At 53.8% G+C, this 23,404-nt stretch carries 25 protein-coding genes and 1 pseudogene; 18 read left to right on the forward strand and 8 right to left on the reverse strand.

All coding sequences use genetic code 11. From position 1 onward, the window contains the following. The first annotated feature begins 103 nt into the window (after positions 1-103). From clpB to VF639_RS09420, 4 genes are all read left to right on the forward strand, one after another. Positions 104-2,719, forward strand: a complete 2,616-nt coding sequence (clpB, locus tag VF639_RS09405) for an ATP-dependent chaperone ClpB (RefSeq protein WP_331145641.1) — start codon at positions 104-106, stop codon at positions 2,717-2,719. A gap of 137 nt (positions 2,720-2,856) precedes the next feature. Next, entirely contained in the window at positions 2,857-3,177 is a 321-nt protein-coding gene (locus VF639_RS09410; protein WP_331145642.1) for a nucleotidyltransferase family protein, read from the forward strand. Next, positions 3,155-3,433, forward strand: a complete 279-nt coding sequence (locus tag VF639_RS09415; RefSeq protein ID WP_331145643.1) for a HepT-like ribonuclease domain-containing protein — start codon at positions 3,155-3,157, stop codon at positions 3,431-3,433. Before VF639_RS09410 ends, VF639_RS09415 begins: the two co-directional genes overlap by 23 nt. Before the next feature lie 160 nt (positions 3,434-3,593). Continuing rightward, positions 3,594-3,821 (forward strand): DUF6364 family protein, encoded by a 228-nt coding sequence (locus tag VF639_RS09420; RefSeq protein ID WP_331145644.1) that lies wholly within the window; start codon positions 3,594-3,596, stop codon positions 3,819-3,821. Between the two features lie 110 nt (positions 3,822-3,931). On the opposite strand, the gene VF639_RS09425 is transcribed toward VF639_RS09420, so the two are convergent. Together VF639_RS09425 and VF639_RS09430 are read right to left on the reverse strand one after the other, a co-directional pair. Continuing rightward, the gene (locus VF639_RS09425; protein WP_331145645.1) at positions 3,932-4,135 is read right to left on the reverse strand and encodes a hypothetical protein; all 204 of its coding nucleotides are present in this window, start codon (positions 4,133-4,135) and stop codon (positions 3,932-3,934) included. A gap of 80 nt (positions 4,136-4,215) precedes the next feature. Continuing rightward, on the reverse strand, positions 4,216-4,491 hold the full coding sequence (locus VF639_RS09430) for a hypothetical protein (protein WP_331145646.1): 276 nt from the start codon (positions 4,489-4,491) through the stop codon (positions 4,216-4,218). A 276-nt stretch (positions 4,492-4,767) separates the two neighbouring features. Here VF639_RS09430 and VF639_RS09435 point away from each other — a divergent pair. Both VF639_RS09435 and VF639_RS09440 read left to right on the forward strand, forming a co-directional pair. Further along, positions 4,768-5,040 (forward strand): annotated as a pseudogene (locus tag VF639_RS09435) (hypothetical protein); the annotation flags it as partial. Positions 5,041-5,125: 85 nt separating this feature from the next. Continuing rightward, the gene (locus tag VF639_RS09440) at positions 5,126-5,362 is read left to right on the forward strand and encodes a hypothetical protein (RefSeq protein WP_331145648.1); all 237 of its coding nucleotides are present in this window, start codon (positions 5,126-5,128) and stop codon (positions 5,360-5,362) included. 27 nt (positions 5,363-5,389) lie between these two features. Here VF639_RS09440 and VF639_RS09445 read toward each other — a convergent pair whose 3' ends face one another. After that, positions 5,390-5,815: a hypothetical protein gene (locus tag VF639_RS09445; protein ID WP_331145649.1), complete on the reverse strand. Its 426-nt coding sequence runs from the start codon at positions 5,813-5,815 to the stop codon at positions 5,390-5,392. Positions 5,816-6,224: 409 nt separating this feature from the next. Here VF639_RS09445 and VF639_RS09450 point away from each other — a divergent pair, with 409 nt between their 5' ends. Beyond that, on the forward strand, positions 6,225-7,232 hold the full coding sequence (locus tag VF639_RS09450) for a gluconolaconase (protein ID WP_331145650.1): 1,008 nt from the start codon (positions 6,225-6,227) through the stop codon (positions 7,230-7,232). A gap of 138 nt (positions 7,233-7,370) precedes the next feature. On the opposite strand, the gene VF639_RS09455 is transcribed toward VF639_RS09450, so the two are convergent. Together VF639_RS09455 and VF639_RS09460 are read right to left on the reverse strand one after the other, a co-directional pair. Further along, entirely contained in the window at positions 7,371-7,859 is a 489-nt protein-coding gene (locus tag VF639_RS09455; protein WP_331145651.1) for a hypothetical protein, read from the reverse strand. A gap of 102 nt (positions 7,860-7,961) precedes the next feature. Next, positions 7,962-8,339, reverse strand: a complete 378-nt coding sequence (locus VF639_RS09460) for a hypothetical protein (RefSeq protein ID WP_331145652.1) — start codon at positions 8,337-8,339, stop codon at positions 7,962-7,964. A gap of 554 nt (positions 8,340-8,893) precedes the next feature. Between VF639_RS09460 and VF639_RS09465 the strand changes: the two genes are divergently transcribed. The 4 genes from VF639_RS09465 (at position 8,894) to VF639_RS09480 (ending at position 13,383) form a co-directional block, all read left to right on the forward strand. Then, a complete protein-coding gene (locus VF639_RS09465; protein WP_331145653.1) occupies positions 8,894-9,505 on the forward strand; it encodes a HupE/UreJ family protein in 612 nt (203 codons plus the stop codon). Positions 9,506-9,718: 213 nt separating this feature from the next. Continuing rightward, positions 9,719-12,085, forward strand: coding sequence for a M1 family metallopeptidase (locus tag VF639_RS09470; protein WP_331145654.1), 2,367 nt, complete (start codon positions 9,719-9,721; stop codon positions 12,083-12,085). 470 nt (positions 12,086-12,555) lie between these two features. Next, on the forward strand, positions 12,556-12,930 hold the full coding sequence (locus VF639_RS09475) for a PH domain-containing protein (protein WP_331145655.1): 375 nt from the start codon (positions 12,556-12,558) through the stop codon (positions 12,928-12,930). 69 nt (positions 12,931-12,999) lie between these two features. Beyond that, entirely contained in the window at positions 13,000-13,383 is a 384-nt protein-coding gene (locus VF639_RS09480) for a hypothetical protein (protein WP_331145656.1), read from the forward strand. 173 nt (positions 13,384-13,556) lie between these two features. Here the strand turns inward: VF639_RS09480 and VF639_RS09485 are convergent, their stop codons facing one another. Both VF639_RS09485 and VF639_RS09490 read right to left on the reverse strand, forming a co-directional pair. Continuing rightward, the gene (locus tag VF639_RS09485; RefSeq protein WP_331145657.1) at positions 13,557-14,939 is read right to left on the reverse strand and encodes an NAD(P)/FAD-dependent oxidoreductase; all 1,383 of its coding nucleotides are present in this window, start codon (positions 14,937-14,939) and stop codon (positions 13,557-13,559) included. Between the two features lie 168 nt (positions 14,940-15,107). Beyond that, positions 15,108-15,788 (reverse strand): carboxypeptidase-like regulatory domain-containing protein, encoded by a 681-nt coding sequence (locus tag VF639_RS09490; RefSeq protein ID WP_331145658.1) that lies wholly within the window; start codon positions 15,786-15,788, stop codon positions 15,108-15,110. Between the two features lie 110 nt (positions 15,789-15,898). On the opposite strand from VF639_RS09490, the gene VF639_RS09495 reads away from it, so the two are divergent. The 5 genes from VF639_RS09495 (at position 15,899) to VF639_RS09515 (ending at position 19,640) form a co-directional block, all read left to right on the forward strand. Then, complete coding sequence (locus tag VF639_RS09495) at positions 15,899-16,297, forward strand: ArsR/SmtB family transcription factor (RefSeq protein ID WP_331145659.1); 399 nt, start codon at positions 15,899-15,901, stop codon at positions 16,295-16,297. Between the two features lie 87 nt (positions 16,298-16,384). Then, positions 16,385-16,699: a (2Fe-2S) ferredoxin domain-containing protein gene (locus VF639_RS09500; RefSeq protein ID WP_331145660.1), complete on the forward strand. Its 315-nt coding sequence runs from the start codon at positions 16,385-16,387 to the stop codon at positions 16,697-16,699. A 127-nt stretch (positions 16,700-16,826) separates the two neighbouring features. Continuing rightward, positions 16,827-17,522 (forward strand): YjjG family noncanonical pyrimidine nucleotidase, encoded by a 696-nt coding sequence (locus VF639_RS09505; RefSeq protein ID WP_331145661.1) that lies wholly within the window; start codon positions 16,827-16,829, stop codon positions 17,520-17,522. A 109-nt stretch (positions 17,523-17,631) separates the two neighbouring features. Further along, complete coding sequence (locus VF639_RS09510; protein WP_331145662.1) at positions 17,632-18,180, forward strand: hypothetical protein; 549 nt, start codon at positions 17,632-17,634, stop codon at positions 18,178-18,180. A gap of 602 nt (positions 18,181-18,782) precedes the next feature. Then, the gene (locus tag VF639_RS09515) at positions 18,783-19,640 is read left to right on the forward strand and encodes a DUF5672 family protein (RefSeq protein WP_331145663.1); all 858 of its coding nucleotides are present in this window, start codon (positions 18,783-18,785) and stop codon (positions 19,638-19,640) included. 245 nt (positions 19,641-19,885) lie between these two features. Here the strand turns inward: VF639_RS09515 and VF639_RS09520 are convergent, their stop codons facing one another. Further along, positions 19,886-20,914, reverse strand: coding sequence for a glycoside hydrolase family 43 protein (locus VF639_RS09520; RefSeq protein ID WP_331145664.1), 1,029 nt, complete (start codon positions 20,912-20,914; stop codon positions 19,886-19,888). A 162-nt stretch (positions 20,915-21,076) separates the two neighbouring features. On the opposite strand from VF639_RS09520, the gene pruA reads away from it, so the two are divergent. Both pruA and VF639_RS09530 read left to right on the forward strand, forming a co-directional pair. After that, positions 21,077-22,747 carry an L-glutamate gamma-semialdehyde dehydrogenase gene (gene pruA / locus VF639_RS09525; RefSeq protein WP_331145665.1) on the forward strand — a complete coding sequence of 557 codons (1,671 nt, stop codon included), beginning with the start codon at positions 21,077-21,079 and terminating at the stop codon, positions 22,745-22,747. Positions 22,748-22,969: 222 nt separating this feature from the next. Further along, on the forward strand, positions 22,970-23,359 hold the full coding sequence (locus VF639_RS09530; protein WP_243799877.1) for an NADH-quinone oxidoreductase subunit A: 390 nt from the start codon (positions 22,970-22,972) through the stop codon (positions 23,357-23,359). Positions 23,360-23,404 lie beyond the last annotated feature (45 nt).

Here is a 23,404-nt window from a genome sequence, read left to right on the forward strand (position 1 = left end):
CGCAAAATATCAGCCAAAAAGTCAGCAAAAGCTCTTCTGCACCCCATTTGCTAGGCACTCGTAGAACTTCCTGACCCGAAGCACCTAACTAGTCTTAGCAGCCATGAACTTTAATAACTATACCATCAAGGCACAGGAGGCCGTGCAGAAGGCCACTGAAATTGCCGAGGGCAACCAGCAGCAGGCCATTGAAACGGGCCACCTGCTGAAGGGCCTCTTCCAGAGCGACGAGAACGTGCTGTCGTTTCTGGCCAAGAAGCTGGGTGTGAACCTGAACATCCTCACGCCCCGCCTCGATACGATTGTAGCCGGCTATCCGAAAGTAAGCGGCGGTTCGCCGTACCTCTCCAACGAAGCGGCCGCCGCTCTGCAGCGCGCTACCAACTTCCTGAAGGAGTTTGACGATGAATATGTGTCGGTAGAACACCTGCTACTGGGGTTACTGGGCGGCAAAGACGCCGTGGCTACCCTAATGAAGGACGCCGGCTTCAACGAGAAAGACCTGAAAGCCGCCATCAAGGAGCTGCGCGGGGGCCGTAAGGTGACCAGCCAAACCGCCGAAGACCAATACCAGAGCCTCAACCGCTACGCCCGCAACCTCAACGAGCAGGTGCGTACCGGCAAAATGGACCCGGTAATCGGCCGCGACGAGGAAATCCGCCGCGTGCTCCAGATTCTGAGCCGTCGTACCAAGAACAACCCCGTCTTGCTCGGTGAGCCGGGCGTGGGTAAAACCGCCATTGTGGAGGGCCTGGCCCAGCGCATCGTGGTCGGCGACGTGCCCGAAAACCTCAAGGACAAAGTCATCATGTCGTTGGACATGGGCTTGCTTATTGCCGGTGCCAAATACAAGGGCGAGTTTGAGGAGCGCCTCAAGTCCGTCATCAAGGAAGTGACCGACTCGGAAGGCCAAATCATCTTGTTCATCGACGAGATGCACACGCTGATTGGCGCCGGTGCCGGTGGCGAGGGTGCCATGGACGCCGCCAACCTGCTCAAGCCAGCGCTGGCCCGCGGTGAGCTGCACGCCATTGGCGCTACTACTCTCAAAGAGTACCAGAAGTACATCGAGAAGGACAAGGCGTTGGAGCGCCGTTTCCAGGCCGTGATGGTGGATGAGCCGACCATTGAGGACGCCATCAGCATCATGCGCGGCATCAAGGAGAAGTACGAGCTGCACCACGGCGTCCGGATTACCGACGACGCTGTAATTGCCGCCGTCGAGCTCAGCTCTCGCTACATCACCGACCGGTTCCTGCCCGACAAGGCCATCGACTTGATGGACGAAGCCGCTGCCAAGCTGCGCATCGAGCTGAACTCCATGCCCGTGGAGCTCGACGAAGTGCAGCGCCGCATTATGCAGCTGGAAATTGAGCGCGAAGCCATCCGCCGGGAAGAAAACCACGACCGGGAAAATGTGCTCAACAAAGAGCTGAGTGAGCTGACGGCCAAGCGTGACTCCCTGAAAGCGCAGTGGGAAAACGAGAAATCGGTGCTGACCAGCATCCAGGAGCAGAAAGAAGCCATTGAGCGTTTCAAGCTGGAAGCTGACCAAGCCGAACGCCAAGGTGATTACGGCCGCGTAGCCGAATTGCGCTACGGTAAGATTACGGAAGCCGAAGTGAAGCTGAAAACCTTGCAGGACGAAGCCAACGCCAATAAAGACGGCGGCTCGATGCTACAGGAAGTGGTAACCCACGAGGACATTGCCGAGGTAGTGGCCAAGTGGACTGGCATTCCAGTGAGCAAGATGCTGCAATCAGACCGCGAGAAGCTGCTGAATCTGGAGCAAGAGCTAGGCAAGCGCGTAGCCGGCCAGACGGAAGCCATTGGCGCCATTTCGGACGCTGTGCGCCGTTCGCGCGCGGGCCTGCAGGACCCCAAGCGGCCCATCGGTTCGTTTATCTTCTTGGGTACCACCGGCGTGGGTAAAACCGAGCTGGCCAAGGCGTTGGCCGAGTACTTGTTCAACGATGAGAACAGCATGGTGCGCATCGACATGAGCGAGTACCAGGAGCGCCACGCCGTATCGCGCCTGATTGGGGCGCCTCCGGGCTACGTGGGCTACGACGAAGGCGGTCAGCTGACCGAGGCCGTGCGCCGCAAGCCCTACTCGGTGATTCTGCTTGACGAAATCGAGAAGGCCCACCCCGATGTGTTCAACATCCTGCTGCAGGTGCTCGATGATGGCCGCCTCACCGACAACAAAGGCCGGGTGGCGAACTTCAAGAACACCATCATCATCATGACCTCCAACACGGGTGCCGACATCATTCAGCGCAATTTCAAAGAGCTGAACGAGTACAACCACGACGAAGTGGTGGACCGCACCCGCGAGGAAGTGGTAGAGCGCCTTAAAGGCCACATGCGCCCCGAGTTCCTGAACCGCATCGACGAAATCGTGATGTTTCAGCCGCTCAAGCGCCGCGAAATCCGCAAGATTGTGGACATTCAGTTCCGCCAGATTCAGTTGCGCCTGGAAGAAGCGGGCATCCGCCTCGAAGCCACCGACGAGGTGCTCGACTTCCTCGGCGAGCAAGGCTTCGACCCGCAGTTCGGGGCTCGTCCCTTGAAGCGGGTGTTGCAGCGGCTTGTGCTCAACGAGCTGTCGAAAGACATCCTCTCGGGCCGCGTGAGCAAGGACGCCGTAGTGGAAGCTGTGCTGGAAGACGGGCAAATCCGCTTTCTGAACGTGGACGTGGAAATTCCGGGGGTGTAATTCAGCCGGGTTGAGTTATGAATGAGAAAGCCCCGCCAGCGTTGTGCTGGCGGGGCTTTTTTTCATTGCGAAGTGTGTTGTTAACAGGAGGACCGTATTGGGTTATGCCGTTTTGTTTCCTTTTGTGTTGTTTTGTTATGGAAAATCGAGTCACTACCAAAGCCGAGGTAATTGCGCGGCTGCAGGCGCAGCAGGCAGCGCTACGGGCGTTAGGGGTAGCGCAACTGGGCTTGTTTGGATCCTTCGTGCGGGATGAGGCCGGGCCGGAGAGCGACGTAGATTTGCTGATCGACTTTCAAGAAGGACGCAAGACATGCGACGGTTTCTTTGAAGTGCTTGACTTTTTGGAAAACCTATTGGGGCGAGAAGTGGAATTGCTGACCCGTCAAGGGCTTTCCAAGTACATTGGGCCCCACATTATTAATACAACTGAATATGTCCTCCTTGCTGCCGCTTGAACGACTTCTGCACATCCGGGACGAAATAAAGTTTCTGCAAAGCTGCCGGGGCAAACTACCAGATATGACAGCTCTGGCAACAGACGAAGTGATGAGCCGGGCCGTAGTAAAAAGCATCGAAATTATCGGCGAGGCCACCAAGAATCTGCCTGTTGCCTGGCGCGAAGCCTATCCCCAAATTCAATGGCGCAACATTGCCCGAATGCGCGACAAGCTCACTCACCACTACTTCGACACCGACTTTGAGTTTGTCTAGATAGTGCTGCAAAAGCTGATTGATCCGCTAGGTGAAACGATTGAGCAGATGCTAACCGAACTACCGCGAACAGGCGAATAGGCGGCACCGACACCATGAGGGCTGAGGGTGGCGCGACCTCTCCTAATTGCATAAATAGAATCATTCAATCTGTCAAGCCATGCCCATCACCCTTAACCTTAATGATGAGCTGGCACAGCAAGCCGAGCAATACGCTCGGCAGCAGGGCCGCAGCCTAACTGCCTTAGTAGAGGACTATCTGCGTCAAGTAACTACGCAGCCGATTTCGCCTAAGCCACTAGCTCCGCCTGTAGAGGAACTGTATGGTATTCTATCGTTGCCAGCCGATTTCGATTACAAAACGCAACGCGACGAGCCAGCCTCTTAGATGCGCCACTTTTTTCTGGACACCAACGTTCCTGCAAAACAACAAAGTGCCGGTCGGTTTTGATAACATACTTGGCACCGATAGTAACGGCTACGGTCGGAAAGTAGCCGTTAACCCAAACGGCCGTACACCTTTTCCATTCGCATGATGTGCGCCAACACGGGCGCGGCCCATGCTGGCACCATCTCAACCTGCTGCAACGAATGGCCAGGTAGAAAGTCCGCTACTTTCCGCGCCTCAGTGCCCGTATTATCGTAAAGTTGCAGCCGGTCGAAAGTACGGTAGTGCTGCTTCAATAGCGACAGGCCGTTCATGTAACGCTGTTCAACTAGGGCGGGCGGCACATTATGGCCCCCTTCCAATACGCGCTGGGCAATACGTTTCTAGCATACTACTACCGATCCAGGTCCACGTAGCGAAGCTCCAGGTTATAGCCTACTTTCTTTAGCGCGGTAAACAGATTGTAGTCTCGTTCGCTGGCGGCATTGGTTTCTATCACGAACGAAATCCGTCGGCTAACCCATTCGTTTAATTGCTGGCGGAGAGCGGCTTCCACTTCGTGCACCGTAAACCCTTGCTGATACAGGGTGTCGCCATTCAGGCGCGGCACTTCCGAGGCTTCAAATTCGTAGAGCGACGTTTTGCCCACCCCGTTAGGTCCGGCCAACACATAGACCACAGGCCCCAATTGATGGCATCTATTCTACTCCGCAAGGATATCTATACGGCCTGTATTAGGCCACTCCTGCACCAGATCCCCTTGGTCGTTGCGGTAAGTAAGAAAGGAAATTCCTGCGTGCCCACCCGCTCAGCCATATTGGCCAGATTATCCAGTTGCTGTAGCAAATCTTTAAAATCAGTTTCGGTTGACATGCCAGAATTAAGAAAGGTATTAGAAACAGAAAGATAACGCTAAAATAGGGAATGGGTGCAGCACATATTCTGCATCATGGATATTCAGTTCCGCCAGATTCAGTTGCGCCTGGAAGAAGCGGGCATCCGCCTCGAAGCCACCGACGAAGTACTCGACTTCCTCGGCGAGCAAGGCTTCGACCCGCAGTTCGGGGCTCGTCCCTTGAAGCGGGTGTTGCAGCGGCTTGTGCTCAACGAGCTGTCGAAAGACATCTCGCTATTTGCATTCATAAAAAGCCCCGCCGGCAATTTGTCGGCGGGGCTTTTTGCGTTTTGGCTAATTACATCCTACTTCCTATTCCCGTGAAACACGCATTCTACTCCTTTTTCTGTGCATATGCCTCGGCATCTCCGTGCACAACACCTCGGCACAGGCCACCAGTAGAATTGCCGTGGTACAGCTGTTTACAGACTCAGGTGCCAAGCGGGTGTTTGTCAGCTATGGAGACGGCCGAACAGAGCAACAGGATTTAGTTGGGGTGATTGGCAAGAAAGACCAGGAAGCCAACACCGAGCAACTTCAGAAACTGGTGGCCCGGCTTTATGCGGAAGGCTATGCATTGATTGCAACGTTCAGCACCGGCACTTCCGAAACTCCAGCAAGCACCTTGGTATTCCGCAAGAACTGAGAGGCTTGTCGGCGTGTCGGCGCAAGCCTATTCGATGAAGTATTTCTTTTTCAGGCGGCGGCTGACGTATTTCGGCAGGGCCTTGGTTTGCTCGTACGCGCTGAGTGCTGCTGCCTCTTTAGCTTGGCCAAAGCGGACCAGTTTGCTGATGCCAATGCCAGCAGGCACCCCACCAACTACACTTACACTCAGGACCTTGCCTGCGGCATTTCCGCCCGAATCACTATCAGCCGACGCTGCGCCAACGCGCACGGTTGTAAGAACACCGATGGTCATCCATATCCACCCACCAGTGCGGCGTTTGTGGAATAGTTGCCGCACGGCTTGCACAGTGTCGGCATGTGTAGCAGCAGCTGTGTTGGTAGTAGCTGGAGTACTGTTAGTTGCTTGTTGCGCAAAGGCGCTGGTACCTATGCCCAGCACCAGGCACGAAATAAGTAGTTGTTTTTTCATAAGAATAGCGCAGAGCAGAGGTAGTCACTGCGCAGGATGACGAAATGGTTGGAAAAAGGACAGAATTCAGAACAAATCTACTATATAGATTGTGTTTTATACTACCTATCTTATTTGTCCTATTATCTAGGCGTAGAACTTAATCGGTATAATATCTTGTCAAAATTGTAATGAACAGTACACAAAGGCCTTCGGCTAGATTAGCCAAAAGAAGCGCTCAAGCGTGATATCAGTGCTTACCTGCTGAGTACAAGTATAACATTGAGTTGAACGGCCGCGCAAACCCGCCAACCAGTTTCAGGTTTAGGGGTACTGCTTCACCCGCAGACACCAACATCTTCACTCGGTTATTTCCTGTGGGTGTGCGTATAGGTAGCTGTCTGATTCGTTGGTTCTTAACCTTTTTTCTATGTCCCACTCTTTCTCTTCCCACAAAACAAAGCGGTTTGCTATGCCGCGCATTGTTCGTTTAACTGTTCTGGCAGTAGGTATTGCCGGGTTGTTGCCGGGTTGCGTCGATGACGATGGCAACATCTCGTTTCCGATTGCGCCCAATGGAATAAGAGTGGCCCAAGCTGGCCTCTCGCCCGAAGGGGTGCAGTACGACGAGCTAAACCGGCGCTTTGTGGTTAGCTCCCGGACCCGCGGACGCATTGGCACTGTGAAGGATGACAGCACGTACACCATCTTAGCAGACGATCCGCGGCTGATTTCCACCATCGGTTTGAACCTAGACCAATCCCGCAGCCGCCTATTGGCCGCCGTTTCCGACAACGGAGCCAACACCACCCGCTCGACTCCCGCTACCTTGCGCCGCTTGGCGGCCCTGGCCATTTTCAATTCCAACAATGGCAGCCTTACCCGCTATGTGGACCTTGGGGCTCTGCGCCCCAATCAAAACCACTTCGCCAACGATATTGCCGTCGACCTGCAGGGTAACGCGTATGTAACCGATAGTTCCTCCCCTATCATCTACAAAGTAACGCCCCAGGGCGTTGCGTCGGTGTTTTTGGAAGATCCGCAGCTAAGTGGCGGTACGGGCTTCGGGCTGAACGGCATTGTATTTCACCCTGGCGGCTTTCTGCTGACGGCCAAGTCCAATGATGGCACTCTGTATAAAGTACCGCTCAACAACCCTGGTAGCTTCACGCGGGTGACTACCAACCAGAACTTGACCGGAGCTGATGGCTTGTTGCTACAGAACGCGCAAACCCTGCTGGTTGTATCGGGTGGTCAAACCACGGTGTTCCGGCTGAACAGCCCCGACAACTGGTCTACTTCCACCACGACGGGCACGTTTGCTACGGGGCCTGTTAGCCCTACTACCATCACCCGCCGCGGCTTAAACGATGCCTACGTGCTTTACCCCTATCAGGCCACTTCTCCCTTCTTCGAGATTGTGAAGGCACGCTTTTAAGGGCCGGGCACTTCTTGATCTATTAAAAAACAGAAGTTAAGCTGAAAGCTGCACATAATACAAAACCCCGCTGGCTAGGTGCCGACGGGTTTTTTGTTTGTAGTTATTTACGCCAGTACTTACAGCGTAGCTGCCAGCTTATTTAGGTGAAGAACTGGTTTGCAGCCGGTCGCGCTCCATTTGCTGGCGCAGTGCTTCCCGCACGTAAGCAGCATCGGCAAAATGCTGCGCGTTGAGTTTGCGGCGATATTTGGTTGGAATAGGCTTACCGGCAGCATACGCCCGGTCTACCGCAACCAGATGAGCTTTGTTGAACGAGGTAGCATGCACAATAAAGCCTACACCCGTTGCGCTTAGTACCGCAATGCCCAACGGCGGCGATATGGCCTCTTCGGCTACGGTGGTAGTGCGGCCGTAAGCGTCGGAGGTGGAAATGGGCAAAGCCAACGACATACCCGCTATAAAAGGAAGAGTGTACACCAAACCGGCCCGCCGTCGCTTCCTGAACAAAGCCAGCAAAGCCCCAGTGGTGTCGGCCTCGGCGCCTTTCGGTTGATAGCGTGGCAAATACCACCCATTGAACACCAGCACCGCCCCCGAATCGACGGCAGCAGGTACGCTTGGCATGGCGGCAGTTGTAGTGGTAGATTGAGCAAGGAGGGTACTGTTGCACCCTATCAGCCCAAGTAGCAGGACTAAGGCTTTGGAAACTGGATAAGAGGCCACAGATTATTTAGCGGGTGTAGCGTTTACGGGAGTATATTGAATAATAGGCTCGTTGAAAAACCGTGGCTTCAGCTTGCGCCGCGTACTGCGGGGCAGCCCCTGCCCCGCAGCGTAAGCAGTGAGGATCGTTTCCAGCTTCTTATTGCTGAAGCGCGCTAGCTTGCTTACGCCATAGCCCATAATTGGCGTGGCAATCAAAAAAATAGCGCCGACATTGCTGCTGTTGTCTTGTACGACATAGCCATTGCTAGTTGTCGTAGTGCCTCCGCTGCTTGTTGCCAGGCGCGCCGCTGCCAGGGCCGAGCTAAAGATCCAGCTAGCTCCCCCGGCTTGTCGTCTGCTATAAAGGTTGATAAGGGCCTGCGCCGTATCGCTAGGCAAATACTGCGCTCGTAGGTGCTGCTTGAACGTTTCGTGTTTTGACTCTGAGCCGGGAACCTGGGCTAATACTGCGCCAGCATTTAGTGCTAGTAAGGTTGCAAGGAATAGGTGTCTGATCATAAACCGTTTAAGGAAGAAGTGCAAAAAACGCAGCAATATACCAACGGCTCTTATAATCACTCCTATTATTCACCTACCATTGCTAGCTCGCTGACAACCAGATTTTAGGACACTATTTCCAGCCATAGCTATGCGGGTGAAAGCTAGCACCAACCTCATTATACGGTCGAAAACCACTGGTAGCATGATGCCAAGCAATTGCCGGCGGCTGTCTAGCAGCTGCGCACACGGAAGGTGCATAGAGCCTATCCGGATAGGCAACGGCTTTGTCCTTCCGACAGTCCTTATCCGGATAGGTGCATAACACGTATGCCGCAGTTCAAAGTAGTGAGAAGAGTATTGTAGAGCACTGCGGGACTTTTGCTATTCCGCTGCTACTGAAGCCTCTACAGCTTAACTTAAGCGAACTTGCCTGGCTTGTGTAGATTTGCGCTATGTCGGTATTTCAAACCTACCTCCAGCTCGGCTTCTACCACATCTTCAATCTGCGGGCCCACGACCACATCGTGTTTCTGCTGGCCCTGTGCGCGCCATACGTGCTACGCGACTGGCGGCGGGTGGTGGCGCTGGTTACGAGCTTCACCGTGGGTCACTCGCTCACGCTGGCTCTGGCCACGTTAGGTTTCGTGCAGTACAATCCTAAGCTGATCGAGATACTAATTCCGGTGACTATTCTACTCACCTGCCTGCTCAACACCACGGAAATAGGGCGGACGGGAGAACGGCTGCCCACCCGCCGCCGACCAGCTCCCGTGCTGCTCGCGTGGCCCAACCTGCTCGCGGCGTTGTTTGGCTTGATTCATGGCCTGGGCTTTTCCAGCTATCTGCGCGAACTATTAGGCCGGCAGAGCCGGCCAGTTGTGGAACTATTGGCCTTCAACGTAGGGGTTGAGCTAGGTCAACTGCTTATTGTTGGCATCATTCTGCTGCTAGGCCTTGCTCTGTTGCGCGTTTTTGGCGTTGCTCGTCGCGACTGGCTACTGCTCGTAACGGGTGCCGCCGCGGGCATTGCCGTGATCCTGTTACTAGGGCAGCTAACCTCGTGAGGTAGGGCTCCAGGTTATTATGCCAACGAAGTGAATTCCTAAGCGCAGGCTACTGTTGCTCCCATCAGTACTTGGTAAGACAGCCTGTCCGCGCTCCGCTCCTTGTGCAACGCTAGGCTTGGCGTTGAGTCCTTCATGAATTGGGTGGTAGATTTCACGTAAATTTACTTCTCGACCTTTGGCCTTTGGCTCTTCCGCAACTACACTTACCCTATGACCAAAACCTTACTGCCAGCCGCCAGTCTGGCTTTGTTGCTGGCCGGGCCGGCACTGGCTCAGACCACCAATTCCGGCACCGATAAATTTGCCCAGCTTGGCACCGAGCTTCCGACGCCAAACTCCTACCGCACGGCCTCCGGGGCGCCCGGCACCGATTATTGGCAGCAACGCGCCGATTACAACATCCGCGTCAAGCTCGACGACGAGAAGCAGGCAGTTACGGGCTCCGAGGACATCACCTACACCAACCTCTCGCCTGATGTGTTGACTTACCTCTGGGTACAGCTCGACCAGAACATCATGGACAAGAACTCCATCACCACGGCCACGCAGGTGGGGCAGATTCAGGAGCGGATGCCGTTTCAGGCGCTGGACTATCTGCAACGCAGCGAGTTCGACGGTGGCTTCAAGATCACCAAGGTGGAGCTGAAGGGCGGCAAGGCGCTACCGCACGTCATCAACCACACCATGATGCGTGTGGATTTGCCCACGCCGCTGCGGCCCCGGCAGGCCGTTACGTTCAGTCTGGCCTGGAGCTACAACATCAACGACCAAACCAAAATCAACCAGCGCAGCGGCTACGAGTATTTCCCCGAGGACAAGAACTACCTCTATGAAATCGCGCAGTTCTACCCGCGCATGGCCGTGTACTCCGACAACCAGGGCTGGCAGCACAAGCAATTCCTCGGCAACGGCGAGTTTGCCCTGCCCTTCGGTGATTACCGGGTAAGCATCACGGCCCCCGCCGACCATGTGGTGGGCGCTACGGGCACCTTGCAGAACGCCTCGGAGGTGTTATCGGCCCGGCAGCGGCAGCGCATGGCCCAAGCGGTGAACTCCAAAAAGCCGGTGTTCATTGTGACGCCTATGGAAGCCGAGCAAGCCGAACAGAAGCGCGCCAAAGGCACCAAAACCTGGACCTACGCCGCCAAAAATGTGCGCGACTTTGCCTGGGCCTCGTCGCGGAAGTTTATTTGGGATGCCATGGGTATCAAGCAGGACGGCGTGCCGGTGATGTGCATGTCGTTCTACCCCAAGGAAGGCAACCCGCTGTGGAGCAAGTACTCGACGGAGGTAGTGGCGCACACCATCAAAACCTACTCGAAATTCACGATTCCCTACGCGTATCCGGTGGCTATTTCAGTGCACGGCCCAGTGGGCGGCATGGAGTATCCCATGCTCTGCTTCAACGGCGGCCGGCCTGAGAAAGACGGCACCTACACCGCCGAGCGGAAATACGGAATGATTTCGGTGATTATTCACGAGGTCGGGCACAACTTCTTCCCCATGATTGTGAATTCCGACGAGCGGCAGTGGACTTGGATGGACGAAGGCCTGAACACCTTCGTGCAGTACCTCACCGAGCAGGAATGGGAGCGGAACTACCCTTCGCGCCGCGGCGAGCCCAAGAACATTGTGGACTACATGCGCACCGGCAAGAACCTGCAAACCCCGATTATGACCAACTCGGAATCGGTGCTGCAATTCGGACCGAATGCTTACGCCAAGCCCGCTACCGGCCTCAACATCCTGCGCGAAACCATCATGGGCCGCCAGCTCTTCGACTACGCGTTCAAGGAATATGCGCGCCGCTGGGCTTATAAGCATCCTGAGCCCGCCGATTTCTTTCGCACCATGGAAGACGCCTCCGGCACCGACCTCGACTGGTTCTGGCGCGGCTGGTTCTATACTACCGACCACACCGACCTCGCTCTGGATGCTGTGAAGTGGTATAAGATTGACTCCAAGAACCCCGAGCTGGAAAACACCGTCAAGCGCCAGCAGCTCAACAGCGCGCCCCAAACTCTCTCGCAGCAGCGCAACCTCCAGGATATCAAGAAAACTCTGGTAGATGAGAAGCCTGATCTGAAGGACTTCTACAACAACTACGACCCGCTGGCCACCACCGATGCCGACAAGCAGCGCTACCAGCAGTTCGTAAAAGCTCTTTCGCCTCAGCAGCAGCGGCGCCTCAACGCGGGCCTCAACTTCTACGAGCTCGACCTCAAAAACCTTGGGGGCCTGACCATGCCAGTCGTCGTGCAGATGACCTACGAAGATGGCAAGCAGGAAGTGGTAAACATCCCGGCCGAAATCTGGCGTAAGAACAATGCCGAAGTTACCAAGGTCTTCATCACCGACAAGCCCGTAGTAAGCTTCGTGCTGGACCCTTACCTGGAAACCGCCGACACCGATCTAAGCAACAACTCCTGGCCGCAGAAAGCGTCGCCTTCGCGCTTCGAGCTATTCGAGCAGCAGCAACGCAACCAGCCCAACCCGATGCAACAGCAGCAGACTTCGATGCAGCAGAAGGAGCAGAAGCCCGGCAGCAGCGGCGCGGGCGCCGGCGGCACGAATTAGACTCTGCTACTCCCGAAACACAAAAGCCTTCCCTGTTAGTTAGGGAAGGCTTTTTTATAAGGTTTAAACTTCAATGACGATTGTACTTTATGCAACAGTTCTTCTTCAACAGGCATCATGATTTTTGGCCTATATATGATACTATAAAGCAGTATTACCTTCTAGGCTTTCTAAAGCCTAGCCATGATCAAGAGGAATTCTTACAGCGCTATCCGGGCCAGGAGAAGCTTTGGGAAATCACATCGGAACGCATAAACAATTACAAGCAGTAAATGAAAAGCGGGTGGCGCAATTCCATCGTCCGCTCTCGGGAGGTAAGAGGCAGTATAGCGTTTCAACCAATGTAACTTGCACTTATCAACACTTTAGCTTTGCTACCACGGAAAGTGCTGATAGCAGTCGTAATGAAGTGACTGATCTGGCCGTTTTATTTTAGCTTGAGGCCTCATCCTCCAACCTATCATACTCTTATGGGACTACTCGACGGCTTACTCGGCAATGCGTCTGAAAACGACGCGCAGGAAATTCAGCAGGACTTGGCGCAGGTGCTAACCGCTGGTGAGCGAGTGGAAAAATCATACGCCGTTCTCCGCGACCTGATTGTGTTTACCACCAAGCGCCTGATTCTGGTGGACAAGCAGGGCGTAACGGGCAAAAAGCGCGAATACCTCAGCATTCCGTACCGCAGCGTAGAGCGGTTCTCGATGGAAACCACCGGACACTTCGACCTGGAATCGGAGCTGAAAATCTGGGTGCGCGGCCAGACGGAGCCCATCAGCAAAACCTTCCGCAGCGACCAAAGCATCCTGGATGTAGCGCGGGCGCTGGCAGATTACGCCTTATAGCTCCGGGAGCGGAATGCAACCAAAACCAGCGTTGATGTATCAGGAAAGTATTACCTGATACATCAATGTATGAAAGCCTTTTTCGCTTTACTCTTAGCTGGCTTCTTGGTCAGCGCTTGCCAAGAAACACCAGAACCAGCACTGGAATGCCAGGACGGCACCGTATTGGGAACTGACTGCGGAGTGCCCACCGGCTACTTCATAAAAATCAGCCAGCCAATTCCCGAGGCCAGAAGCTGGGTCAATCCGACTACGGGCGCCACCGAATACATTATCAGCGCGATAAATGTGCCAGTGGCCTACCGGTCGGCCGGCAGCCATATTTTCTTCACGCTCCGCCGCCCTAGCTCAAGTGAGCTAGCCGCATTGGGATCCGTCATAGCGTTATGTGACCAGTCCTGGGAGGTTATGTATTTAGAGAATGCGGGGAACGGTTCCTGCGCTACCAAATAGAGACAGCAGCATCTAGCTGACCTCACGCAACCAAACGGAATGGTTCTGCAAAGACCGGCAAACAATTTATGGAACTACACCGCTCCGCTAGACTGCATAACAGTAAGTATCTGATTCAAGCAAAAAGCCCCGCAGCTGGAAAGGCTGCGGGGCTTTTTGCTTGAATCAGATACTTACCTTCCCAATACCTGCGCATCGGGCACGGGCACCGAGGGGTTGTACTGCGGAGTTTGGGCGTTTTGCTCAGCTGTGAGTTTGCCTTTGTCTTCTTTGAAGTCGGAGCGCTTGTAGGGCCGAATGATCAGGCGCAGAGCCCGGTCGGAGCTGGCGTAGCTGAAGGCCCAGTCAATGAGCGTCACAACTTTGTTGCGGAAACCGACCAGCGTCATCAAGTGAACAAACAGCCAGGTGAGCCAGCCCAGGAAGCCGCTGAAGTGCTTGTTGCCTGGCAGGTCCACTACGGCCCGGTTGCGGCCCACAATGGCCATGCTGCCTTTGTTGAAATACTTGAATTCTACGGGCGATTCGCCGCGCAACAGGCGTTTGAAGTTTGCTGCTAGCTGCTCGGCTTGTTGGATAGCCACGGGTGCCAGCATCGGGAAGCCACGGGGCATGTCGTCGGTTACCATGCTGGCCACGTCGCCGATGGCGTACACGTTGGTTTGGCCCTCCACACGGTTCCAGCGGTTCACTTTGATGCACTTGTTGCGCGCAATCACTTCAGCAGGCAAGCCTACTACCTCGTTGCCATTCACCCCGGCGGCCCAAATCAGGTTCTCGGTCCGAATAAATTCCGTGTCGGAAATGTAGGCTTTGCAGTCTTCGAAGCGCTTGACGGGCGTATTCAGGCGTACGTGCACGTTCATGCTATCGAGGTAGCGCTTGGCTTTATCCTGCGCAAACTTCGACATCGGGCCTAACACTGCCGGGCCGGCTTCCATCAGATAGATTTCCATCTGCTTCAAGTCCAGCTCCGGGTAATCCTTGGGCAGCACGTCTTTACGCATCTCGGCCAACGAGCCCGCAATTTCAACGCCCGTTGGACCACCGCCCACAATCACGACGTTGAGCAGGGCCTGCCGCTCTTCGGGGTTTTCCTTCAGCAAGGCCTTTTCGAAGTTCTGGAACAGATAGCTGCGCAAGTTCAGCGCGTTCGGAATGCTTTTGATCTGCATGGCATTCCGCTCGATGCTCTCGATACCAAAGAAGTTGGTAAGCGAGCCGGTAGCCAGCACGAGGTGGTCGTAGCGAATATCGCCGATGCTGGTTACCACCGTGTTGCGGGCCGTATCGACGCGCTGCACCGAGGTCATGCGGAAGAAGAAATTCTTCTGGGCCGCAAATATCTTCCGGATCGGATAGGCAATGCTATCGGCCTCTAGGGCACCGGTGGCTACTTGGTAGAGCAGCGGCTGGAAGTTGTGGTAGTTGTTACGGTCGATAACCACCACTTGCACGGGAGCGTCGGCTAGATCTTTCGCGAGCCGTAGCCCGGCAAAACCGCAACCCACAATAACAATGCGCGGCTGCGAGGTGACAGGTATATTAGTATCCATTTCGAGAAAGCAAGGTCAAACACTTCCTTTACCGCGAAACGGGGGTTGGGGTTGCCCAAATTAAGCAACTGAGCAGCTTAGTAATAAAGGAAAAACCACTGCCGCGAACGTCGGATAGGCGTGCGCGCTAGTGGTTTCCACTCAGATACTTACCTACTCAATTGCTCTTTAGTAGTCCTCGCCTTCTTTCTTCTTGAACTCGCCATCCTTAACCTGCTTTATCAGCTGCAACCAACTGAAAGGGTTCAACAGCGGATTGTTGCTTTGCAACGAGGGGCCCATCCCCATGCGGCGTTGCTGCTCTAACTGCTGCAGCTGCATGGTCTGGCGGTAGTTGCCCATGCTGGTGACGGGGGCATTGTTGAAAATGCGGCGCAGAATATCCTCGTTCAGGTTTTCAGCGGCGCTGGAGCCTTTTTCTTTCGGCAGACGCAGAGCCAGAAACGCTTCTTTGAAAGCCTTTTCAGTGGAATAAGGAAAGATGCGGACTTCGGGTAGTACGGTAGCATCTTCACGCAGCGTCACAATGATCGAGTAGCTCTCACGCTGGTAATCCGGCGGAATAACCACATACTGATTGCGGTAGCCCAGGCTGCGAATAACAATACTGTCACCCGTAAGCACGGGTATCGAAAAGTAGCCGTAGGCGTTGGTGGCGGTGCCACGGCCGGCTTTGGGCACAAATACTGTGGCGCCGGGCACGCCTAGCAACGAGTCGCCGGTGGCCACAATGCCTGTGAACTGCACCACGCGCGCCTGGCCTTGCGCCCGTGCGGCCGTCGGGGCTAGTCCGGCTAACAGCAACAAGCAGATAGCCAGCGAAAAATAAAATCGAACTGCTACAGACATAGGGGGAATTACTGACTACAAGTATACGGGTTCTTTGGGGGTCGCTGCCGGGTTTAGCTTAAATTTGCTACGGCCCACTCCGGGCCACCTTCTCTGTCGTTCGTTTAAAGATGCGCCTCAAACACATTAGCGTTGCATTTGGCCAGCAACTATTTAAAGCCATCGGCGACGAAAGCCGGGTGCGCATCCTGCACTTGCTTTGGCGCAACCAGGAAATGTGCATCTCCGACCTGGAACAGGTGCTCGACTTCACCCAAACCAAAACGTCGCGTCAATTACTGTACCTAAAAAATGCGGGCCTGGTGAACTTCCGGCGCCTCGACAATTGGATGTTTTACTTCATTGAAGGCGAAGGCACCGAGCTAGTGCAGCAACTGTTAGGCTACATGGAACGCGACCCGCAACTCGTACGCGACCAGCAGATTTATTTAACGCTCTGGTCGAACCGGGAACTGGCCGCGTATAAGCTTGAAAACCGCCGCTGGACCGGCACCCCCACGGAAAGTTAGCTTGTTTGGGGCAAGCGCCCTGGCATTTGTTCTACCAAATCCAGGCTCGTTCCGTTCCCGGTGCCAGTTGCTTAATCCTTGAAGTCAGTGATTCACTTATTCGTATGTAATGCCCAAAAGACCGAAGTCGGCAAAGATGTGGCGCGGGCACTGAAAATTGAACTGAAGAAGCAGGACCTGAAATCAGTGGTGCGCAAGGGCGAAAAACACAAAACCCGCGTACAAACCTGTAGTTGCCTCGACCAGTGTAAGCACTGTAAAAAAGGCTCTGGCGCGGCGGTAATCGTCTATCCGGACGGCGTTTGGTATGGCGACGTAAAGCCCAAAGACGCCGCCGACATCGTACGTGAGCATATCGGCGAGCATCACCCGGTTAAGCGGTTGTTGCTAGAGGGAGACTAGCCTACGGCTTGGCTTACGCTGGTTTGTGGCAGCAGAGCTCCAGTAGTTTTAACTCTCAGAAAAGCGCAGTGTTTTAATAACCAAGCACCTGTCGCCAGTTTCTTAATTCTTAATTCAGACTTCGTAATTGAAACCGTACCGTCACCTCTTCTTCGACTTAGATCATACGCTGTATGACTTCGAAACCAATGCCAACGAAACGTTGCGGCAGTTGTACGCGGACCACGATATGGCCCGCTACGGCGTGTTTACAGTAGACGAGTTCATTCAGGTCTATAGTGACATCAATCACGGCCTGTGGCGGTTGTATCAGAGCAACAAGATCACGCAGCAGCAGCTCCGTGCCACCCGTTTTCCGCGCACTTTCGTGAAGTTGGGGCTGCAGGAAGCCGATGCACCGGCGGGGCTTTCCGAACAGTTCACCGACATTCTGCCGTTGAAGTCGGCGGTGTTTCCGTTCACGTTCGAGGTACTCGAATACCTGAAGCCTAAGTACGCGCTGCACCTTATTACCAATGGCTTCCGCGACATGCAGTACACCAAGCTCGACTCGGCCGGCCTTACCAGCTATTTCCAGGAGATTATCACCTCCGAGTGCTGCGGTCACCTCAAGCCCGATTCCCGCATTTTCCAGCACGCCCTAGAACGGACCGGTGCTAAAGCTACCGAGAGCCTCATGATAGGCGACAACCTGGAATGTGACGTGCTAGGCGCCCACAACGTGGGCATCGACCAAGTGTATTTCAACCCCGAAAAGCGCCGTCACTTCGCCGCTACCACTTACGAAATAAGCTGTTTGAGCGAGTTGAAGTCGTTTTTGTAGCATTTATAAACCGGTTTTAAAGCTCTTCAAGATTTAAAATCACAGTGACTAAGACCAACCCTTCTTAGCTGAAGAAAATTAAGGGCGAATCTGTTGACCTTTGTTCGGCATGGTACACTTGATTGGCTTTTCGGGTCGCCGGGGTAGCGGCAAGGACACAGTAGCGCACCTTATACAGCAATTACAACCAGAGCGCCAGTGGCAAGTTCGCTCCGTAGGTGAGCCAATTAAGGCGGTGTGTGCCGCTCTAGCCGGCGAAGAGGTAGCGCCTTACTTTTCACAGCAAGGCAAAACGGAGTTGCTACCGGCTTTTGGCCGCACGCGCGGCGAAATGCTCCAGCAGGTAGGCTTAGCGCTTCGCCAGTGGGAGCCGAATATTTGGGTCCAGGCCTTCTTCTCCCGTTTACCCGCCAATCAGTTTATCCTAATCCCAGATGTACGCTTCCCCAACGAAGCCGACCTCATTCGTGGCCGTGGTGGCCTGATGCTCCGCGTAGAAGGCGACCCACTCCTGCAACGCGGCGACGGCACCCGCGATGACAATCACCCGAGCGAAACGGCTTTGGATGCCTACCCACACTTCGCGGCCACCTTGTACAACACTGCTTCGATGGGGGCATTGGAGCAGCAAGTAAGGGACGCATTCGTCCTGCTGTAGCTTCCAGCTTTGGGAGCTACAGAATTTGCTATTTGCTACAACAGTCGTTCTTGGTTGGCTGGAAGCAACAAGCAGATTCATTGCAATCGGCGTTACAAAGAGGAAGTAGTTGTAGTGTGCACATACTTTATATATAATAACAAGTGCTGATTAGGGATAATTTTTGATAGATGGCATTTGAAAAGTTTAATTACCAATTAAGGTTATTCTGGGCATCCTATTAGTATAGTAGGATTATTTACTACTCCGGTGTCAGCACGCAGGATGCTTATTTTATCTGTACAGCGGCCTTTTCAGATGAATCAAGCCAAAGGGACCCTCTAGAAATAGGCTAAATTTCACTATATAAATAATACTCATCAAATCTTCATAAAAGCCTTTATTTAGGGGACTAGATGAGATACGAGATCAAAAGAATATAATTATTCATACATTAATGATATTTTTTAGCTTCAATGCTTGAAATCTCATAACTAATCTTCTATTTTTAATAGAAATTAATAGAAGGGCTTAATTATTGCAGATTAGACTATTACAAATTACGCTCAGTACCAACCGCCCCTTTTGCCTTCCCGTACACCACACTTTCCACATCTGTTGTCATGATATCCTTCCCTTTGGTGGGCGACCACAGCACCCGCGTACGTAAGAAACGTACGGTTGATGGCCCCATACTCTCGAAAAAGTCTGTTGTCACAGTTGTAATCCCCATCCATAAGGAGGAGCCTTCGGAGCTGGAAAAAATCTCGCTTTCCCAAACGTTGGCTGTCCTGCACAGCTACCCAATCACTTTCATGACTCCCACCGGGCTCAACACTCAGTGGTACGAAGAGTTCTGCCGTGACAAAGCGCAAATATTTTTCGAGCGCTTCGAATGGAAGGGATGGCAGGCATTCGCGGAGATGATGATTTCTCCCGTGTTCTATCAGCGGTTCTTGGCGTACGAATACATGCTGATTTGTCACCTGGATGCCTTTGTGTTTCGGGATGAACTAGAGGAATGGTGCGCGCTTAATCACGACTATATCGGGGCCGTTATCTACAACAATGGCTACAGTAAGCCAAAGACTTTCTGGCGAAACTTGATAGGATTTAACTTTCCTACTTACGTAGGCGCCGGTGGTTTTTGCCTTAAGAAAACTAGTACGTTTTATCGTATTACTTCTAGATACAAGAAGTACATCGACTTGTTTCTTTGGACAAACAAAAAACTGAATCGCATCTTCTTAGATGATGTTTTTGTTTCTCTACACTTTCCGAAGCTTGAGCCAAACTTCAGCATACCACCTAAATCATTAGCCGAACATTTCGGCGCGGATTTCAATACCAATTGGGAAGCAGAAAATCTACCCTTCAATAACCAGGACAACAGCACAATGCCGTTCGGCGTCCATGCCTGGATTCAGTATCACCAAGACTACTGGAAACCTTGCATACAGCGCTACGGGTACTCTTTGTAAGTAAGAAACGACTAACCGGACGGTTTTCGGCAAGCACTTATTGAAATAGGCACCATTACTAAATACGGCGCAACGCGGTAGGTATACACGTAGCGCCATAAATGACAATAGCCTAATGAGCAGCTAATACTGCTCATTAGGCTATTGTCATTTACTGAATTTATCGTGTTTCAAGATTTACCTACTTTACTTAATACTGCCTCCACTGCATTTATCAGTGCAACGGATAATTATTAGGCAAGGCCTTAAATTTTTGGTTGTCTGGTCGCGGGCCGTTCCTGCGCTTCCCACGATGGGGTACCACCCGTCACCAGCCGGGGCCAGCCAGCCACATATTCTAAACGGTCGAGCAGCATAACGCGGCGGGAGAAGCCTTGGTCGGGGTCGATGGCGTCGAACTTGGGTTGCCGCACATCAATAGCGTGGTAAGCTAGCCAGTCTTGATCAGCGGCATCGGTTACTACACAGTTGTGACCAGGAGCCAGCCAGTGTTCGTTGCCTTCGAGCAGCATGGCGTAAGGATTTTCGGTGGTTTCAGCCAGGGTTTCGAAGGGGCCGGTGGCGGCGCGGGATCGAGCGACGAGCACGCCATAGTGGGCATCGTCGCCGCAGCAGTTGTTGCCGGAGTAGAACAGGTAGTACCACCCGTCGCGCAGTACCACCCAACTGCCTTCTATGAGTTGATCGTAGCGTTTCGGGTCGCCGGCACCAGCTGGCTGAATCAAGATATGCGTTTCAGCATCGGGATTAAAAGAAATACGGTCTTCGGCTAGTTCACGCACCATCAGAGGACCGAAACCGGAGCCCCAATATAGTAGGCGCTTACCGGTGGCCGGATCGTCGAAGGCCATGGGGTCAATGTTGAGAAAGCCAGAGCCGCAGAGCAGCGGTGCCCCTATATCCGTGAAGGGACCGGCAGGTGCATCGGCAGTAGCTACGGCCAGGCAGAGGCCTTCGTCGGCATCGGGCAGCGCCGAATAGTACAGGTAGTAACGGCCTTGGTGCTCGCTTACGTGCGGGGCCCACAGCTTTTGGGTGTTGCTGGCCCATATGGGTTTTACGGGCAGCGCATCGCCTAGATACTCCCACTGCACAAGGTTGGCAGAGCGGGCCACCTGTATGTTGATGATGGCGCCCTGGCGTTTGGTTTGGGTGCCATAAGCGTAATACCAGCCGTCTGTTGACCGTATAATGGTGGGGTCCGGAAAGTCGTCGTTCCAGATAGGGTTGGTATACGTAGCAGTAGGCATAGCAGAAGTAGTAGCATCAGGCATACTCAAGCGTACGGATAGAGTGTTGGGTAAGGTTGAGGTACACAGATATGAAAAGGTGGAATGTACCTCGTGCCCGGCTCCTCGCATCATTTCTAACGGGTGGCTACCTTTGCCTACCCTTCCTAATTCGAAACCACAAACTAATAATTAGCAATACCACCCATGTCCAACGCCTTTTTCAACGTTCCTACTCCCGTAAATGAGCCTGTGAAAGGCTATGCGCCCAACTCGCCCGAGCGTCTGGAGCTGCTCAAAGCCATAAAAGAGTTAAAGCAGGTGCAGCGCGACATCCCGATGTATATCGGTGGTCAGGAAGTGCGCACCGGCAACACCAAGGATATCACGCCGCCCCACGACCACCAGCACCTGCTCGGCCAGTTCCACGAAGGCGATGCCTCGCACGTAACGCAGGCTATTGACGCCGCCCTGGCTGCCCGCACCAGTTGGGCTGAGTTGCCGTGGGAACACCGCGCCTCTATCTTCTTAAAAGCGGCCGAACTGCTGGCGGGCCCTTACCGCGCGCGGCTCAATGCAGCTACTATGTTGGGCCAAAGCAAGAACGCCTATCAGGCAGAAATCGATGCGGCTTGCGAGCTAATCGACTTTTTCCGCTACAACGTGCACTTCATGCAGGAAATCTACACGCAGCAGCCGGTGTCGTCACCGGGCATGTGGAACCGCCTGGAGCACCGGCCGCTGGAAGGTTTCGTGTTTGCTCTCACCCCCTTCAATTTCACTTCTATTGCCGCTAACCTGCCTGCCTCGGTGGCTATGATGGGCAACGTGGTGGTGTGGAAGCCTGCTTACCCGCAAATCTATTCGGCGCAGGTGCTGATGGAGCTGTTCAAGGAAGCTGGCCTGCCCGATGGTGTTATCAACCTGATCTATGTAGATGGCCCCGTAGCTGGCGAGGTTATCTTCTCCCACCCCGACTTTGCCGGTATTCACTTCACCGGCTCCACGGGCGTATTCCAGCAGATCTGGAAGACTATTGGCCAGAACATCACCACCTACAAGAGCTACCCGCGCATTGTGGGCGAAACCGGCGGTAAAGACTTCATTTTGGCCCATCACTCGGCGCACCCACGCCAGGTAGCCACGGCTATTAGCCGCGGGGCGTTCGAGTACCAGGGCCAGAAGTGCTCGGCCGCGAGTCGGGTATACATCCCGAGTAATATTTGGGACGAGGTGAAAGGGTATCTGCAGGAAGATTTGAAGTCGTTCAAAATGGGCGATGTAGAAGACTTCTCGAACTATATCAACGCCGTTATCACCGAAGGCTCCTTCGACAAGCTGGCCCGCTACATTGATGTAGCCAAGCAAGACGAAACCGTTGACATCATTGCCGGCGGTAACTACGATAAGTCGAAAGGCTACTTCATCGAGCCCACCATTATCGTCGCCAAAAATCCGCAATACGTAACCATGTGCGAAGAGCTGTTTGGCCCTGTCCTCACGCTGCACGTCTACGACTCGCAGGAATTCGAGAAAACCTTGGACCTTGTAGATGGCACCTCGCCCTACGCCCTCACCGGCGCCATCTTCGCCCAAGACCGTTACGCCATCGACCTAGCCTCGAAGCGCCTCGTGAATGCGGCCGGCAACTTCTACATCAACGACAAGCCGACCGGCGCAGTAGTGGGCCAGCAGCCGTTCGGCGGGGCCCGCGCTTCCGGCACCAACGACAAAGCCGGCTCTATCCTCAACCTGCTCCGTTGGGTGTCGCCGCGCGCCATTAAGGAAACCTTCGTGCCGCCCGTTGATTACCGCTACCCCTTCATGGGCGTAGAAACCGGCGAAAACCTGAACGTAACCGGTCAGGGCGGATTCTAAGCTGCAAGTTACAAGCAATAAAAGCCGCTTCAGGAAACTGGAGCGGCTTTTTAGGTTTTATCCTAGTTGAATCTGAACAGGATACCTATTACTTAGCTTAACATTAAGAGAGAGTACACACGCCTTTCCATTGCTGGCTGATTTCACCTTTGTTCCGCCCGCTTTTCGCGTTACCTTTGCCCTTCAACGCCGTTCCTGAACGGCCTTTTCCCGTTGCTGTCTATGCTTCTCGCTGTAACTACCAACTATCAGCCGCAGGACTTTCTGCCCATCATCGTGCAGTTTGGGCTGGCGGTTGCTTTCGTGGCTTTTGCCATGATTACTTCTCACTTATTAGGTCCGCGCCGTAAGAGCGTGGTGAAGGATGAAGCCTTTGAGTGCGGTATCGAGTCGGTGGGCAATGCCCGGACGCCAATTTCGGTGAAATACTTCCTCACGGCCATTCTGTTTGTACTTTTCGACGTGGAAGTCATCTTTATGTATCCTTGGGCGGTGAACTTCCGGGCTTTGGGTACCGATGGCTTCATTGAAATGGTGGTGTTCTTGGCGCTGCTACTGGCGGGCTTCGGCTACGTCATCAAAAAAGGTATTTTACGCTGGAACGAGGCGTAAGCAAGCAAACCTTTATTGGCTGGCTGGTGTTGGCAAAGAGAGGTT

It is taken from the genome of Hymenobacter sp., assembly GCF_036387835.1.
Classification (GTDB): Bacteria; Bacteroidota; Bacteroidia; order Cytophagales; family Hymenobacteraceae; genus Hymenobacter.

Excerpts from the sequence above, each read along its gene's own strand:
- VF639_RS09465 (WP_331145653.1), top strand. The coding sequence starts at position 8,894 with ATGTCGGTATTTCAAACCTACCTCCAGCTCGGCTTCTACCACATCTTC.
- VF639_RS09410 (WP_331145642.1), top strand. The coding sequence starts at position 2,857 with ATGGAAAATCGAGTCACTACCAAAGCCGAGGTAATTGCGCGGCTGCAG.
- VF639_RS09470 (WP_331145654.1), top strand. The coding sequence starts at position 9,719 with ATGACCAAAACCTTACTGCCAGCCGCCAGTCTGGCTTTGTTGCTGGCC.
- VF639_RS09485 (WP_331145657.1), bottom strand. The coding sequence starts at position 14,939 with ATGGATACTAATATACCTGTCACCTCGCAGCCGCGCATTGTTATTGTG.
- VF639_RS09445 (WP_331145649.1), bottom strand. The coding sequence starts at position 5,815 with ATGAAAAAACAACTACTTATTTCGTGCCTGGTGCTGGGCATAGGTACC.
- VF639_RS09420 (WP_331145644.1), top strand. The coding sequence starts at position 3,594 with ATGCCCATCACCCTTAACCTTAATGATGAGCTGGCACAGCAAGCCGAG.
- VF639_RS09495 (WP_331145659.1), top strand. The coding sequence starts at position 15,899 with ATGCGCCTCAAACACATTAGCGTTGCATTTGGCCAGCAACTATTTAAA.
- VF639_RS09490 (WP_331145658.1), bottom strand. The coding sequence starts at position 15,788 with ATGTCTGTAGCAGTTCGATTTTATTTTTCGCTGGCTATCTGCTTGTTG.
- VF639_RS09520 (WP_331145664.1), bottom strand. The coding sequence starts at position 20,914 with ATGCCTGATGCTACTACTTCTGCTATGCCTACTGCTACGTATACCAAC.
- VF639_RS09515 (WP_331145663.1), top strand. The coding sequence starts at position 18,783 with ATGATATCCTTCCCTTTGGTGGGCGACCACAGCACCCGCGTACGTAAG.
- VF639_RS09415 (WP_331145643.1), top strand. The coding sequence starts at position 3,155 with ATGTCCTCCTTGCTGCCGCTTGAACGACTTCTGCACATCCGGGACGAA.
- VF639_RS09455 (WP_331145651.1), bottom strand. The coding sequence starts at position 7,859 with ATGCCAAGCGTACCTGCTGCCGTCGATTCGGGGGCGGTGCTGGTGTTC.
- VF639_RS09480 (WP_331145656.1), top strand. The coding sequence starts at position 13,000 with ATGAAAGCCTTTTTCGCTTTACTCTTAGCTGGCTTCTTGGTCAGCGCT.
- clpB (WP_331145641.1), top strand. The coding sequence starts at position 104 with ATGAACTTTAATAACTATACCATCAAGGCACAGGAGGCCGTGCAGAAG.
- VF639_RS09510 (WP_331145662.1), top strand. The coding sequence starts at position 17,632 with ATGGTACACTTGATTGGCTTTTCGGGTCGCCGGGGTAGCGGCAAGGAC.
- VF639_RS09530 (WP_243799877.1), top strand. The coding sequence starts at position 22,970 with ATGCTTCTCGCTGTAACTACCAACTATCAGCCGCAGGACTTTCTGCCC.
- VF639_RS09450 (WP_331145650.1), top strand. The coding sequence starts at position 6,225 with ATGTCCCACTCTTTCTCTTCCCACAAAACAAAGCGGTTTGCTATGCCG.
- VF639_RS09475 (WP_331145655.1), top strand. The coding sequence starts at position 12,556 with ATGGGACTACTCGACGGCTTACTCGGCAATGCGTCTGAAAACGACGCG.
- VF639_RS09425 (WP_331145645.1), bottom strand. The coding sequence starts at position 4,135 with ATGAACGGCCTGTCGCTATTGAAGCAGCACTACCGTACTTTCGACCGG.
- pruA (WP_331145665.1), top strand. The coding sequence starts at position 21,077 with ATGTCCAACGCCTTTTTCAACGTTCCTACTCCCGTAAATGAGCCTGTG.